The sequence below is a fragment of the Streptomyces durocortorensis genome, from assembly GCF_016901035.1.
Classification (GTDB): Bacteria; Actinomycetota; Actinomycetes; order Streptomycetales; family Streptomycetaceae; genus Streptomyces; species Streptomyces durocortorensis.
Map to the genome: position 1 here is coordinate 6,305 of NZ_JAFEUF010000051.1, position 15,772 is coordinate 22,076.

Consider the following 15,772-nt stretch of genomic DNA (forward strand, 5'->3'; position numbering starts at 1 on the left):
CCCGCGGCGGCGGCGGGGGGGGGGGCCCCCCCCGGGGCCCCGGCCCGGCGCGGCCCGGGGCGTGACCGGGGGGGGTCGGGGGTCCCCCGACCGCATCGGGTGACAGGTGGCAGAAGACCCGCGGCCGCGGTACCCGCTCAGGCGGGGTACCGCGGCCGCGTTCGTCGTTCCGTCCCGCGCCCCGGCGACTACCGGCTGACGGAGCGACTAGCGACTGACGGCGAACCGCATCAGGGCGTGCTCGTCGCCCTGCTTGATCTTCCCGGTCTCGTTGATCACCTGGAGCTTCCAGCCCGCGCCCTCGCGGATCGCCTTGGCGACGGCGACGCCGTTGTCCTGGGTGAGCATGCTCGGCCAGATGTCGGCGACCTGCTGCGTGCTGCCGCCCGTCGCGTCGTACACCTTGAAGCTGATGTTGCGCGCGTTGCTGAACGAGCTGCGCTTCTTGTAGGCGGCGGCGATGAAGACGATCGACGTGATGTTCGAAGGAATCTTGGCGAACTCGACGGTCACCGTCTCGTCGTCGCCGTCACCGTGCCCGGTCTGGTTGTCCCCGCTGTGCACCAGCGAGCCGTTGCCCAGCGGGTCCAGGGAGTCCAGACCGGCCAGCCGCACCGGGTCGCCGCCCTGCAGCGCGATGGCGATCAGGTCGAGGTCCGTACCGGCCTTCTGCCGGATCTTCCCCATCAGACCGCCGCTGCTCCCGACGGTCGGATCCCAGGACGCCCCGATGGACAGGTGGGTCACCCCGCCCAGGTCCGCCGGGCCGTCTTCCTTCGTCAACGTGATCATGCCTGAGTCCTTCGTGGCTCGACTGTTTACGTATGAAGTGTGCCTGGTGCCTCCGGTCCGCGGTCCCCGGAGGACGTGGGACAGTTCCGGATCGTACGAGATCGGGGCCCGGCTCAGCGGTCCTCCGGGGCTCCCGGCTCCTCCGGGGCGGTGAACACCTCGGTGCGGGCGCTCAGCAGGAAGCCGGCCTGGAAGCGGCTCTTGGCGCCCAGGCGCTCCATGATCTCGGCGATGTGGCGGCGGCAGGTGCGCACGGACATGCCCATGCGCTTGGCGATCGTCTGGTCGGTCAGCCCTTCGCTGAGGAGCAGGGCGATGCGCTGCTTCAGCTGGTCGGCGATGTCCGCGACCTCCTGGTTGCTCCACTCCAGGGGGAAGGGCGCCGCGTTGAGCCACCACAGGTCGAAGGTCTCGGCGATGAAGTGGATGAGGTTGGGCTCGCGCACGATGATGGCGGAGCCGGGGTCGCTCTCCACTCCGATGACCGCCGCCCTGCGGTCGAAGAGCAGCACGCGGATGAACTGGTCGTCGAGCGTGCGGACCTCCGCGCCCATGCGCGAGACCCGGTCGACGTACTCGCGGGTGCCCGGGCTGAACCGGGCGGTGTGCTGGTAGAGGGTGCGCATCCGGACGCCGCTCCTCAGCATGGCCTCGTCCCGGGAGATCGCCTCCTCCAGGACCTCGGCCCGCCGGCCGCCGCCGGGCTGCGCGGTCAGCACCTCCGACTCGCACTTCGCCGCGAGCTCGACGATCGCCGCGCGCGTACTGCTCAGGGAGGCCAGGAACTCCACGGTGCCCCGGGAGTCGGTCCGCACCGGCTGCTCCTCGTAGACCTGGCTGAACTCCAGGAGCCGGGTCCGCACCTCCTCGGCCCGCTGGCGCCGGGTGCGGATGACCCGTTCCAGCGGGCCGAGCACCCGCTCCCCTGCCGTCTCCGGGTCGACGGCCCGGAAGACGGTGGGGGAGGCGCGGGTGTCCTCGGCCAGCAGCCCGAGGTCCGCGAGCTGCGCACAGTGGTCCTCGGCGGCCCCGACGTCGAGAGCCAGGGCGGCCGCCACATCGGCGGCGGTGACGGCGGTCTGGCGCAGGGCGAACCGGTAGACGGCCTGGGAAGTGTCGCCGGAAGGCTCTACCGCATCGATACGTTCCGGCAATTCCATATCACGGCCTTTCATCCCGGTATGTCCATCGATCATCAACCTGACATGCAACTTTATGGCCCACCAGAACCAGCCACGAGCGGACGAGGTACTGGCAGTGTGACGGTGTGCCCACGGGGGGTGCAGAGGGGCGCCTGCGGCGCCTCTCTCGTACGAGCAGGTAAGGACACCGCTTCATGAGGCACTTCTTTCAGGCCGTCAGAGTCGTCCGCGCGCTGGCCGTCGTCGGCGTCGTCGGCGTCGCGGGGCTGTCCGTCGCCGTCGAGAGCCGGGGCACGAACGACGACACCGGCTGGGGGGCTCCGGCCGTCAGGACGATCGCCAAGGACACCGGCTGGGGGGCGCCGGGCGCCAGGGCGATGGCCGCGGAGACCGGCTGGGGCCGCACGGCCTGACGTCGCGGGTCCGACCCCGCAGATCCGACTGCCACACGAAAGGAACTGGCTGTGAGCAACCCCTTCGAGGACGCCGAGGGTACGTACTACGTCCTGGTCAACGCCGAGAACCAGCACTCGCTGTGGCCCGGCCACGTCGAGGTGCCCGCCGGGTGGACACAGGCGTTCGGCCCCGCCGGGCGGGAGAAGTGCCTGGCGCACATCGAGGAGTCCTGGACGGACATGCGGCCGCAGAGTCTGGTGGACGCCATGGAGAGCGCCGCCCGCTGATCCTGGTTTCGGCACTGTCCCGCAGAAATGCCCGCCACCCCCGAGGGGGTGGCGGGCATTTTCGCGTGTCCGGTTCCTCAGGCGATCCCGGCCACCTTGTCCGCGAATTTGGTGAGGTTGTCCATCGCCCGCGCGATGCGCTCTTCAAGGGTGAGGGATTCCTCGTACTGACTGAACCGCAGTTTGGGCTGCCGCTTCCCCCGCATGTACAGGGAACAGGCGAGGTCCGCACACACATAGATGCCCACGGTATTGCCCTGCCGCCCGGACGGGCCGGCCAGCGGTGCGACGAAGAGATTCACGCCGGACGACGAATGACCGGTGAGGCATATCTGGCACATGCTGGACTTCACCGCGCTCTTCCGGGCGGCGCTGGAAACGCGCAGGGTGATTCCGCGCGGCCCGTCCGGACCCGGCATGACGACATGGGACCGCAGCAGTGCGCCGGGGTCGACCCAGCCGAGGAAGTCCAGGTCCTCCCAGGCCAGTTCGCCGAAGCCGAGCGGGAGGCGCAGCCGGGACGCCTCCCCCTTGGTGCAGTTCACAAAGGAATTCCGGATGGCTTTTTCACTCAGTGGATCCATGGTGGGCAAATATATCGGAGGGCTCCCGACGGAACACGCGATTCACCCCGGGGAACACCGGACAGCGGACAATCCCTGTCCGTTTTGATCCGTTGGATTCCGATATGCCAGGCACTCAGGTTGCTGTCATGCAGGTATGTGAGCCACCGTCGCCGCCCCTTTCCCCCGTCGTGAAGTGCAGGATCAAGGCATGCCCGTGGAGGCCTGTGCACAGGCAGGGCGACAAGTCCGCAGGATCGATGAACTTTCTCTTTGGGGTCGGGGTAGACGTGTCTTCGCGCAGTGAATCTCAGGAAAAAGTAGAGGTTTGGCTCTCGGGCGTCTTCGGGAATGCCCTCGGCCTCTCCGAGTTCGCGCCCGACGACGACTTCTTCGCATGCGGCGGTGATTCCATCCTCGCCGCCCGGGCCGCGATGCAGATCCGCTCGAAGGCGACGGGCGAGGTGCCGCTCGCCTGGATCTTCGAGCAGCGGAGCCCCGCGAAGCTGGCGGTGCTGCTCGCCGGCCTCGTCGATCCGGCGACCCTGTCCGCCCCGGCCGCCGTCGCGCACACCGAACCGGCCGCCGTCCCGGCCGGCCCGGGCACCGCCCCGGATGCCCGCGAGGGCCTCCCCCTGTCCCACGCGCAGGAACGGCTCTGGCTGCTGCACCAGCTGGACCCGGACTCCGCCGCCTACAACGAACCGCTCGTCCACCGGATCCACGGCGCGCTCGACACGGCGGCGCTGCGGACCGCCCTCCAGGGGCTGGTGGACCGCCACGAGGTCCTGCGTACCGCCCTGCGGCTGGACGGACACCGGCCCGTACAGCGGATCGAGCCCTCGCTCCGCGCCGAGCTGCGCGTCGAGGACCTGCGCGACGGGACGGACCCCGCGGCGGCCGCCGAGCGCCTCGTCCAGGCGGACATCGCCACCCCCTTCGACCTGGCGGCGGCACCGCTGTTCCGGGCCACGCTCTACCGGATCGCCGAGGACGACGCCGTTCTGCAGCTCACCTTCCACCACGTCGTCACCGACGGCTGGTCCACCACCCTGATCCTCGACGAGCTGGCCGAGGGGTACGCGGCGGCACGGGCCGGTCGGGCCACCGGCCTGCCGGAACTGCCCCTCGGTTACGCGGACTTCGCGGCCCGGCAGCGCGCCTGGCTGGACGACGGGGTCGGGGAGCGGCAGCTGGCCCACTGGGAGAGCGAGCTGTCCGGCGCCCCGGAGCTGTCGGCCTTCCCCACCGACCGCCCGCGCCCGGCGGCCCAGTCCTACGACGGCGACCACGTCCTGTTCACGCTGGAGCAGGAGCTCGGCGACCGGGTGGCGGAGGCGAGCCGACGGCACGACGTCACCGTCTACGCGTGGCTGCTCGCCACGTTCCTGACGACGCTGCACAAATACTCCGGGCAGCGCGACCTCGTCGTCGGCACCCCGGTCGCGGGCCGGCACCACCCCGACGTCGACCGGCTGGTCGGCTTCTTCGTCAACACCGTCCCCGTCCGCTCCCGTTACCGGGACCACGACACCTTCGAGGACTTCCTGCGCGGGGTGAGCGCCACCTGCCTGGACGCGCTGGACCACCAGGACGTGCCGTTCGAGCAGATCGTGCAGCGGCTCGGCCTCCAGGGCGTCACCAGCCACGCGCCGCTCGTGCAGACGGTCTTCGCCTACCAGGAAGGGGAGGACCTCGCCCTTCGCCTCGACGGCCTGGACACCGAGCCGGTACGGGCGACCGGCGCGACCTCGCGCTTCGACCTGACGCTCTTCATGGCCCGGCAGCGGGACGGATCGTTCGCCTGCGACCTGGAGTTCAGCACCGACCTCTACGACCGGGCCACCGCCGAACGGCTGGTCACCCACTTCCTCGGCCTGCTCGACCAGGTCCTCGACGGCCCCCGGGCGGGCCTCTCACGCCACCGGCTCTGCACCCGGGCCGAGCTGGACCAGCTGGACGCCTGGAACGACACCGCCGTGGACTTCCCCGCGGACCGGGCCCTGCACGCGCTCATCGAGGACCGTGTCGACGCGGACCCGGACGCCGCCGCCGTCGTGCACGGGGACGCCGAACTCACCTACGCGGAGCTGGACGCGCAGGCCAACCGCCTGGCCCACCACCTGGGGCGGCTCGGGGTCGGGCCGGACGACGTGGTCGGCGTCTGCATGGACCGGTCGCCGGAGCTGGTCGTCTCGCTGCTCGCCGTCCTCAAGGCGGGGGGCGGCTATCTGCCCCTGGACCCGGAGGCCCCCCGCCAGCGGCTGACCCAGATCATGGCGGACGCGCGGGCGGAGGTCTGCCTCACCCTCGGCCACCAGGCGGAGCGGGCCCCCGAGGCGGCCCACGTGGTCCTCGTCGACGACGACCACGAGACCCTCGCGGCCTGCCCCGCGCACCGGCCGGCGGTCGCCGTGCACCCCGGGAACCTGGTGTCGGTCTACTACACCTCCGGCTCGACCGGGGCCCCCAAGGGGGTCGCCAGCACCCACGAGGGCTGGGTCAACCGGATGGTCTGGATGCAGAAGCAGCACGCCCTGCGGCCGGGCGAGACCGTCCTGCACAAGACGACGCTCACCTTCGACGACTCGGCGCTCGAACTCTTCTGGCCGCTGATGTACGGCGGGCGGATCGCGCTGATCGGGCCGGGCCTCCACCGCGACCCGCAGGCGGTCCTCGCCGCCGCCACGGCCTACCGGACGGTCCTCCTCCAGACCGTGCCCAGCATGCTGAACCTGCTGATGGACCAGATCACCCCGGACGAGCGGCTCGCGCTCGGCTCCCTGCGCAACACGGTCTCCAGCGGCGAGGCCCTCACCCCGGCGTCCGTACGGCGCTTCCGCGAGACGATGCCCGGGGCCCTGCACAACACCTGGGGCGCCACCGAGGTGTCCATCGACTCCACCATCCGTACGTGCGGGGCCGCCGACGCCGAGGACACCGGGGCGGTGAGCGTCGGGGCGCCGTTCGACAACAACACCGTCCACGTCCTCGACGCGGCGTACGCCCCGCTGCCCGTCGGGGTCACCGGCGACCTCTACATCGGCGGCGCCGGCCTGGCCCGCGGGTATCTCAACGACCCGGTGAAGACCGCCCAGGCGTTCGTCGCCAGCCCCTTCGGCACCGGGGAGCGGCTGTACCGCACCGGCGACCAGGGCTACCTGCGCCCCGACGGCTCCATCAAGTTCGTCGGGCGCAACGACCACCAGATCAAGGTCCGGGGCATGCGGGTCGAGCTCGGCGAGATCGAGTCCGTACTCCGCGACCACCCCCTGGTGCGGGACGCCGTGGTGGTCGCCCGGCGCACGCCCTCGGGGCAGTACCGGCTGAGCGGTTACGTCGCGGGGGGCGGGCAGGACGGCGCGCCGACCGTGGAGTCGCTGCGGGCGCATCTGGCCGAGTGGCTCCCCGACCACATGCGGCCGCCGTTCCTGGTCGTGATGGACCGGCTGCCGCTCAACGCCAACGGCAAGACCGACCGGCACCAACTGCCCGACCCCGCGCAGGACATGGGTGCGGAGAAGGACGAGCGTGCCGCTCTCGACGGGCCGGTCCAGCGGGCCGTCGGCGAGATCTGGTGCGAGGTGCTGGAGATCGCGGGCGTCGGCGCGGACGACAACTTCTTCGACCTGGGCGGCCATTCGCTGCTGGCCACCCGGGTGACCGGCCGGCTCCGCGACCGCTTCGGCCTGGAGCTGCCGCTGCGCACCGTGTTCGACCGGCCGGTGCTGCGGGGCTTCGCCGACGAGGTGGACCGCAACCTCAGGGAAAAGATCAGCGGAATGAGCATGGACGAGATGCGCTCCCTGCTCGAACTCCTGCGCTGAGCAGTGCTGCAGCCGCCCGGCACCGAGGCGCACAGAGGCTCACCGAGGCGCGTCGAAGGACATCGAGGGACATCGAGGGATGGGGACGTCGTGACGACCGGACTGCCTGGAGCAGCCGAACCGGAATTCTATGAGTTCCGCGCTTCGCGGGCGCAGCACCGCATGTACTTCCTGCAGCAGCTGGCCGGAGACGCGCCGACGTACCACCTGCCGATCTTCCACCGGCTGGAGGGTGCGGTGGACGGCCGGGCGCTGCGCGGGGCCGCCGAGGCTCTCGTACAGCGGCACGAAGCCCTGCGCACCACGTTCGTGGCCCGCGAGGGTGAGCTGTTCCAACTGATCAGCCCCGAGGCCCACTTCGCATGGCAGGAGTGCGACGTCCGGGACGCCGAGGACCCTCAGGCCGCGGCCGCGGCCGGGATACGGGACGAGGCGGCCCGCCCGTTCGACCTGGCCGAGGGGCCGCTCTTCCGGGCCGGGCTGCTGCGCGTCGGCGACCGGGACTCGGTGCTGCTGCTCGGCATGCACCACATCGTCGCGGACGGCTGGTCGACGGAGATCCTGATCCGCGAGTTCACCGCGACGTACACCGCCCTGGTGAACGGCGAGGAAGCGGCGGATCCCGGGGAGCCGGAGTTCCAGTACGCGGACTACTCCTCCTGGCAGGACGAGTGGCTGGACAGCCCGCAGGCGAAGCGGCAGCGGGAGCACTGGGAGGCGGAGCTGGCGGGCGAACTGCCCGTGCTGCGCCTGCCCGCGACCCGCGCGCGGAGCACGCAGGCGCCGGCCGGGCAGGAAGCGGACGCGCCGGCCCCGCGCGGCGCCGGCGCCGACCTCGCCTTCCCGCTGCCCCCGGCGGCCCGGCGGCTGCGCGCACTGTGCGCCGGTGAGAACGCCACGTTCTTCATGGGCCTGCTCGCCGCCTTCGACATCCTGCTGAACCGCTACACCGGGCTCGACGACATCGTCGTCGGCACCCCGATCGCCGGTCGGCACCGCGACGAATTCGCGGACACGGTCGGGCTGTTCATCAACACGACGGTGTTCCGCGCCGACCTGTCGGCGGATCCGACGTTCCGCGAACTCCTCGGCCAGGTACGCGACCGGGTGCTGGCCGCGCAGGGGCAGCAGGACCTCCCCTTCGAGGAACTGGTCCGGCTGAAGAACCCGGACCGCACCGCCGACGCCTCGCCGCTCTTCCAGGTGATGTTCGGCATGAACGAGACCGGCGACGAGGAGCTGCGGCTGCCGGGGATCACCGCCCGGCCGGTGCCCGTGGACACCGGCACCGCCAAGTTCGACCTGACCCTCGATGTGGCGGAGACCCCGGACGGCGGCGCCTCGGGCGTCTTCGAGTACCGCACGGACCTGTTCGACGACCGGATCGTCGGGGCGCTGGCCGAGCACTACGGGCGGCTGATCGAGGAGATCGTCGCGCACCCGGACGCCCCGGTGTCCTCGCTGCGGATGCTGTCCGACGCGCAGTACGCGGAGCTGGCCCCGCCGCCCCTGGCCCCCGGCCGCGCGGAGACTCCCCCGGAGCCGGTCCACGAGCGCTTCGCCCGGTGGGCCGCCCGGACGCCCGACGCGGTGGCACTCGTCGACGCCGACACCACGATCGGCTACGCGGAGCTGGACGCCCGCGCGGACCGCCTCGCCCGCCGGCTGCGCGCGCACGGCGTCGGACCGGGCACCCTGGTCGGCGTCAGCATGGAGCGGTCCGCCGCCCTGGTGACCGGGCTCCTCGCCGTCCTGAAGGCCGGCGGCGCCTACGTACCCCTGGACCCGGCCTATCCCGTGGAGCGGCTGCGCCACATGGTCGAGGACTCCGGGCTCGGCACGATCCTCACCGGGGGCGGGGTTCCGCAGTGGTGGGAGGGGTTCGACGGGAACGTCCTGGACGCCGACGACGCGACCGACGACGCGACTGCGGACGCGGCCGAGGACGCGACCGTGAAGGACCCCGCCGGCCCTCCGCCCGGCGGTGCGGGCCCCGACGACCTCGCGTACGTCATCTACACCTCGGGATCGACCGGCCGCCCCAAGGGCGTGCTGGTCCCCCACCGCAACATCAGCCGGCTGTTCACCTCCACCGACCGCTGGTTCGGGTTCGGCGAGCGGGACGTGTGGACGCTGTTCCACAGCTACGCCTTCGACTTCTCGGTCTGGGAGCTGTGGGGAGCACTCGCCCACGGCGGCCGGCTCGTCATCGTGCCGTACGAGACGAGCCGCGAGCCCGCGGCCTTCCTGCGCCTGCTGCGCGAGCAGCGGGTCACGGTGCTCAACCAGACGCCCTCCGCCTTCTACCAGCTCATCCGCGCCGAGGAGGCCGAGGAGACGGAGGGTGCTCCGGCGGGGCAACTCGCCCTGCGCCAGGTGATCTTCGGCGGTGAGGCACTCGACCCGCACGCCCTGCGCGACTGGTTCGCCCGGCACGGGGACGTCACGCCTCGGCTGGTCAACATGTACGGCATCACCGAGACGACCGTGCACGTCACCTACCGCCCGATCACGCTGGAGGACCTGCGGGCCGGTACCGGAAGCGTCATCGGCGAGCCCATCGACGACCTCCAGCTCTACGTCCTGGACCGGCCCGGGCGGCCCGGGCCGCCGGGAGTGACGGGTGAGCTGTACGTCGGCGGGAGCGGCCTGGCCGACGGCTATCTCAACCGGCCCGAACTGACCGCCGAACGCTTCGTCCCCCACCCCTTCGCCCCCGTCCCCGCCACCGGCTCCGTCCCCGGCTCGGGCGAACGGCTCTACCGCACCGGCGACCTGGCCCGCCGGCTGCCCGACGGCGACCTGGAGTACGGCGGCCGCATCGACTCGCAGATCCAGCTGCGCGGCTTCCGGGTCGAGCTGGGCGAGGTGGAGTCGGCGCTCACAGAGCACGAAGCCGCCCACGAGGCCGTCGTGGTGCTGCACACCGACGCGGACGGGCACGCCACGCTCGCCGCGTACGTCACCGCGCGCGGCGCGGACCTGGACCCCGAGGCCCTGCGCGGCCACGCGGCCCGCCGGCTCCCCGGCTACATGATCCCGTCCACCTTCACCGTGCTGCCGGAGTTCCCGCTCACCGCCAACGGCAAGGTGGACCGGGCGAAGCTCCCCGAACCGGCGCCCCGCGCGGCTTCCCCCGCGGGCGCGTTCACCGCTCCGGCCACCGCCGCCGAGGAGACGCTGGCCTCGGTGTGGGCCCGGGCCCTGGGCGTGGAGCGGGTGGGCGTCGACGACAACTACTTCGCTCTCGGGGGCGACTCCATCCGCTCCATCCGGCTGCTCTCCCTGGCGCGCGAGGCGGGCCTGGAGATCGGCTTCACCGACCTGATGACCCACCAGACCGTGCGCACGCTCGCCGCGGTCGCCCGCACCGCCGACCGGTCCGGCGACGAGAGCGGCTGCCCGACCTTCTCGCTGCTCTCGGCGGCCGACCGGGCCCGGGTGCCGGACGGCGTCACCGACGCCTATCCGATGACCCGGCTCCAGGGCGGGATGCTCTTCCACAGCGACCTGTCCGGCACGGGCACGGAGTACCACAACGTCTCCACGTACCGCCTGGCGGCCGGCTTCTGCGAGCGGTCCTGGCGCAAGGCGGTGGCCGGGCTGCTGCGGCGGCACGAGATCCTGCGGACCTCCTTCGACCTGGGCCGCTTCGACGAGCCCATGCAGCTGGTGTGGGAGCGGGTGCCGCTGCCGCTGACGTTCGAGGACCTGCGCGGGCTGACCGGGCCGGAGCGGGACGCGGCGGCGGACGACAGGTTCGAGCGGGAGCGCGCCGCGCTGTTCGACCCGCTGACGGCACCGCTGATCCGCTTCCATGTGCAGCGTCTGACGGACGACACCCTGCAGCTGTTCATCAGCGAGCACCACGCGATCCTCGACGGCTGGAGCGAACGCTCCCTCTTCGCCGAACTGGTCCTCGGCTACGGCCGGGGGCTCTCGGGAGCCGTACCCGAGACCGCGCCGCCGCCGGCCGCCCGCTTCGCCTCGTACGTACGCCTGGAACGCGAGGCGATCGCCGACGAGGAGAGCCGCCGCTTCTGGGCGGACCAGCTCGCCGGTTCGACGCTGACCCGGCTGCCCGGCACCCCCGCCGCAGCCCCGGAGCAGGCCAGTCCGGTCATGGAGATCGACGAGCGGCCGGTGCCCGACGCGGTGCACCGGGGGCTCACCGCGCTCGCCCGCGACCTCGGGGTTCCACTGCGGACCGTGCTGCTCGCCGTGCATCTGCGCGTGCTGTCCCTGCTGACCGGGACCGCGGACGTCGTCACCGGCGCGGTCCTGGGCGGGCGCAGCGAGGAGCGCGACGGCGATGTGGCCCTCGGCGTCTTCCTCAACACGCTGCCCGTCCGCGCCCGGCTGACCGGCGGCACCTGGGCCGATCTGGTGCGGGCCACCGCGGAGGTGGATCTGGCGATCCAGCGGCACCGCAGGTTCCCGCTCTCCGAGATCGTGCGGGAGGCCGGTACGTCCGAGCTCTTCGAGGCGTTCTTCAACTACACCCACTTCCACGTCGAGGCATCGGTGGCGGAAGGGCCCGAGGCGTCCGCCGGGTCGCCCGTGCGGGTGCTCGACGAGCGCGGGATCGCCCACACCAACTTCCCCTTCGGCGCGGAGTTCTTCCGCGACGGCACCGACGGCGCGCTCGGGCTCGGGCTGCGGCACGACGCCGCCCGTTTCGACGCGGAGAGCGTCGAGCGTGCCCACGGGTACTACGCCGCCGCGCTCGCCGCACTGGCCACCGACGCGGAGGCCCGCTACGAGCGCGCCGATCTGCTCTCCCCGGCGGAGCACCGCGCCCTGGCGGATGCCAACGCCACCGCCGAGGTGTTCGACCGCCCCCACGTGCTGCACACCCTGGTCGAGGAGCAGGCCCGGCACACGCCGGACGCCCCGGCCGTGCGGTACGACGGGCGCACCCTGACCTACCGCGAACTGGACGTGCGGGCGGACCGGTTGGCCGCCCGGCTGCGGGCGCGGGGCGCGGGCCCCGGCCGCTTCGTGGCGGTCCTGGTGGAACGCTCCCTGGAGCTTCCCGTCCTGCTGCTCGCGGTGCTGAAGTCCGGCGCCGCCTATGTGCCGCTCGACCCGGACCACCCCGAGCAGCGGCTGCGCGGGATCCTGGACGACGCGGGCATCTCCCTGGTGATCTCGGCGGCCCCCTGGGACGCGAAGGTCGCCGGCCCCGGCATCGAGGTCGTCCTGCCAGGGGAGTCCTGGAAGTCCGAGGAATCCGGGGAGTCCGGGGAGTCCGAGGCGTCCGAGGCGTCCGAGGCGTCCGAGGCGTCCGGCGACACCGCCCCTGCCGGGCGCACCGGGGCACCCTCCGGGCCCGCCGACCCCGCGTACATGATCTTCACCTCGGGCTCGACCGGGAAGCCCAAGGGAGTCGTGGTCTCCCACCGGGCGATCGCCAACCGGCTGCTGTGGATGCAGCGCGCGTACGGGCTGCGCCCGGGCGAACCGGTGCTGCACAAGACGCCCACCACGTTCGACGTCTCGGTCTGGGAGCTGTTCTGGCCCCTGCTCGCGGGCGGCGTCCTCGTCGTCGCGAAGCCCGGCGGGCACCGCGATCCGGCGTACCTCGCGGCGCTGATCGAGGCGGAGTCCGTCACCACGGCGCACTTCGTGCCCTCCATGCTCCAGGCGTTCGTGGAGGACCCGGCCACCGCCGGGTGCACCGGTCTGACCCGGGTCGTGTGCAGCGGCGAGGCGCTCCCGTACGACTTGCAGGAACGGTTCCTGGCCCGCTTCCCGGCCGAGCTGCACAATCTGTACGGGCCGACCGAGGCGGCCGTCGACGTCACCCACTGGACGTGCGTCGACGACGGCAGCGGCATCGTGCCCATCGGCCGGCCGGTCGCCAACACCGAACTGCACGTCCTGGACCGGCACGGGCTGCCCGTCCCGCAGGGCGTGACCGGCGAGCTGTACCTCGGCGGCGTCCAACTCGCCGAGGGCTACCACCGGCGGCCCGATCTGACCGGGGCGAGCTTCGTCCGGCACACCGACGCCCACGGGGTGACCGGGCGGCTCTACCGCACCGGCGACCTGGTCCGGCGGCTGCCCGGCGGCGCGCTGGAGTACCGCGGCCGGACCGACGCGCAGATCAAGCTCCGCGGCTTCCGCATCGAACTCGGCGAGATCGAGGCCGTGCTCTCGGCCCACGCGTCGGTGGCCGAGTGCGCGGTGCTGCTGCGCGAGGAGCGGCTCGCCGCCTACTACGTGCCGGCCCCGGGCACCGCCCCCGAACCGGCCGCGCTCGCCGCCCACCTGGCGGCCGCCCTGCCCGCGTACATGGTGCCCACCGCCTGGTCCCCGCTGGCCGCGATGCCGCTGACGCACAGCGGCAAGCTGGACCGCAAGCGGCTGCCCGACCCGGCCGGTCCGCTGCCGCGGGAGCGGACCGCCGCCCCGCCGCGCGACGCCCGCGAGAAGCGGCTGCTGGAGATCTGGACCCAGCTGCTCGGGCGGGACGGGCTCGGGATCCACGACGACTTCTTCCAGGCGGGCGAACTCTTCCGGCTGGCCCTGCGCCTGATCTCCCGGATCAACGCGGCGTACGGCACCGGGCTCGGCGTCTCGGCCGTCCTGGCGCACCCGACGGTCGCCCGGCAGGCCGCCCTGCTGTGCGACGGGCGCGGTGCGGACGGGCGCCCCGGCGCTGCCGTGCCCCTCGCGGACGGCGGCGGGCAGTCTCCGCTCTTCCTCGTCCACCCGGTCGGCGGGGGCGTCCTGTGCTACCGGGAGGCCGCCGCCGTACTCGGGACGGGCCGGCCGGTCCACGGCCTTCCCGCCCCCGGACTGACCCCCGGAACGCCTCCGCCGGCGACCGTGCGGGAGTTGGCCGACCTCGGCCTGCGGGCCGTCCGGGAGGTCCAGCAGGCCGGACCGTACCGGCTCGTCGGCTGGTCCTTCGGCGGTCTGGTGGCACACGAGGTGGCCCACACGCTTGCCCAACAGGGCGAGGCCGTCGAGCTGCTGGCCCTGCTGGACACCGGGTTCCCCGGGACCGGCGGCGCCCCCGACACCCTCCTCGCCGACTTCGCCGAGGACCTCCTGCGGTCCGCCGGGCTCTCCCTGCCGGAGCAGCTCGCCGCGTCCCTGGCCGCCGCACAGGGGGCCGGCGACGAGGAGGCCGGGCTGCGCGCCGTCCGGGACGAGCTGTCCCGGCAGGGCGCGGGCGCCGGGCTCACCGCCGGCGAACTCGCCCGCCACTACGCGGTGTTCCGGGCGAACACGCTCGCCGCCGCGGCCTACCGGCCCCCCGCCCACCGGGGAGCCGTGCACTTCTACCAGAGCACGGACGGGGCGCGGCTCGGCTCCGCGCGGGCCTGGGCGCAAGCCGCCCGAGGACCCCTCGTCGTGCGTGACCTCGACACCGACCACTACGGGATCGTGCGCGGCGCGCACATCCGGGAGACAGCGAAAGACATGGAGAAGATCATGGGCGAAGGGCTGAACCGGTGACGGAGACGAAGGTCACGGAGAAGAAGACGAGTCTGTGGCGGCACGCGGACTTCCGGAACCTGTGGCTCGGCCTGACCGCCTCGCTGTTCGGCTCCAAGGTCACCGCCGTGGCGGTCCCGCTGATCGCGGCCGTATCCCTCTCGGCGACCCCGTTCGAGATGGGGGTCCTGGTCGCGTCGGAGACCCTGCCGTACCTCTTCATCAGCCTGTTCGTCGGCGTCTGGCTGGACCGCAGTCCCAAGCGGCCCATCCTCATCCTGACCGACGTGCTGCGCGCGGTGCTGCTGCTGATCATCCCGGTGGCCTGGGCGGGTGACTTCCTCACCTTCCCGCTGCTGCTCATCGTGTCGCTGCTCATCGGCGCCTGCACCGTGGTGTCCGACATCGGCAGCTCCTCCTATCTGCCGCTGCTCATCGACCGCAGGCACCTGGTCGACGGCAACAGCAAGCTCGAACTGAGCAGCTCCGCTTCGGACATCGGCGGCAACGCCGCCGGCGGCGCCCTGCTCCAGGTCATCTCCGCCCCGTTCGCGGTGATCATCAACGCGGTGACGTACCTCCTCTCGGCGGTCTTCACCGGGCTCATCGCCCACCGGGAGGAGAAGCCGGCCCCGTCCGAGGCCGCGGACGCACCCGCGCCGCAGAGCATCTGGCGGGACATCGTCGAGGGCGCGGAACCGATCCTGCGGAACAAGGTGATCCGCACCCTGGTCACCGCCACCCTGCTGTTCAACCTGTTCACCCTGGTCATCGAGCCGGTGTTCCTGATCTTCATCACCCGGACGCTGGGGCTCGAACCGTTCTACATCGGGCTGGTCTTCGCCTCATCGGGCGCGGGCGCCCTGGTCGGCGCGCTCATCGCGGAGCGGGCGAGCGCGTGGCTGGGCGTCGGCCGGGCCATGGTGTTCTCGCTGGGGCTCGCGGGGATCACCGCCCTGCTGATCCCGGTGGCCACCCTGCTCCCCAAGGTCGTCGCCGCACTGCTGATCGTCGTCATGTACTTCATCGACGCCGCCATGGTGATCGTCTACAACGTCAACCAGCGCAGCCTGCGCACGGCGCTCACGCCCGACCGGCTGCTGGGCCGGATGAACGCCTCGATCCGCATGATCGTCATGGGCATCACGCCGGTCGGCGCCCTCGCCGGCGGACTCCTCGGCGGCTGGATCGGCACCCAGCAGACGCTGCTGCTCGGCGCGGTCGGCGTCCTGCTCTCCGCGGTGGTCCTGGTCCTGTCCGACGTCCGCTCGGTGCGGGTCATCCCCGAGCACCATCCCGAAACGGTCTGAGGGGCA

The 15,772-nt window shown here is 72.4% G+C and carries 8 protein-coding genes; 5 read left to right on the top strand and 3 right to left on the bottom strand.

The window, feature by feature from the left end; genetic code table 11:
- Positions 1–207: 207 nt before the first annotated feature.
- Both JS521_RS13090 and JS521_RS13095 read right to left on the bottom strand, forming a co-directional pair.
- Positions 208–792 carry a TerD family protein gene (locus JS521_RS13090; RefSeq protein ID WP_205083023.1) on the bottom strand — a complete coding sequence of 195 codons (585 nt, stop codon included), beginning with the start codon at positions 790–792 and terminating at the stop codon, positions 208–210.
- Positions 793–905: 113 nt separating this feature from the next.
- Entirely contained in the window at positions 906–1,952 is a 1,047-nt protein-coding gene (locus JS521_RS13095; protein WP_205083024.1) for a helix-turn-helix domain-containing protein, read from the bottom strand.
- Positions 1,953–2,128: 176 nt separating this feature from the next.
- Here JS521_RS13095 and JS521_RS13100 point away from each other — a divergent pair, with 176 nt between their 5' ends.
- Together JS521_RS13100 and JS521_RS13105 are read left to right on the top strand one after the other, a co-directional pair.
- A complete protein-coding gene (locus JS521_RS13100; protein WP_205083026.1) occupies positions 2,129–2,347 on the top strand; it encodes a hypothetical protein in 219 nt (72 codons plus the stop codon).
- Positions 2,348–2,398: 51 nt separating this feature from the next.
- Complete coding sequence (locus tag JS521_RS13105; protein ID WP_205083027.1) at positions 2,399–2,617, top strand: MbtH family protein; 219 nt, start codon at positions 2,399–2,401, stop codon at positions 2,615–2,617.
- Positions 2,618–2,694: 77 nt separating this feature from the next.
- Here the strand turns inward: JS521_RS13105 and JS521_RS13110 are convergent, their stop codons facing one another.
- Positions 2,695–3,201: an FBP domain-containing protein gene (locus JS521_RS13110; RefSeq protein WP_205083029.1), complete on the bottom strand. Its 507-nt coding sequence runs from the start codon at positions 3,199–3,201 to the stop codon at positions 2,695–2,697.
- Between the two features lie 269 nt (positions 3,202–3,470).
- Between JS521_RS13110 and JS521_RS13115 the strand changes: the two genes are divergently transcribed.
- The 3 genes from JS521_RS13115 (at position 3,471) to JS521_RS13125 (ending at position 15,766) form a co-directional block, all read left to right on the top strand.
- Positions 3,471–7,007, top strand: coding sequence for a non-ribosomal peptide synthetase (locus tag JS521_RS13115; protein WP_205083030.1), 3,537 nt, complete (start codon positions 3,471–3,473; stop codon positions 7,005–7,007).
- Between the two features lie 90 nt (positions 7,008–7,097).
- Positions 7,098–14,477, top strand: coding sequence for a non-ribosomal peptide synthetase (locus JS521_RS13120; RefSeq protein ID WP_205083032.1), 7,380 nt, complete (start codon positions 7,098–7,100; stop codon positions 14,475–14,477).
- Positions 14,474–15,766: an MFS transporter gene (locus JS521_RS13125; protein ID WP_205083034.1), complete on the top strand. Its 1,293-nt coding sequence runs from the start codon at positions 14,474–14,476 to the stop codon at positions 15,764–15,766. The genes JS521_RS13120 and JS521_RS13125 overlap by 4 nt, the downstream gene beginning before the upstream one ends.
- Positions 15,767–15,772 lie beyond the last annotated feature (6 nt).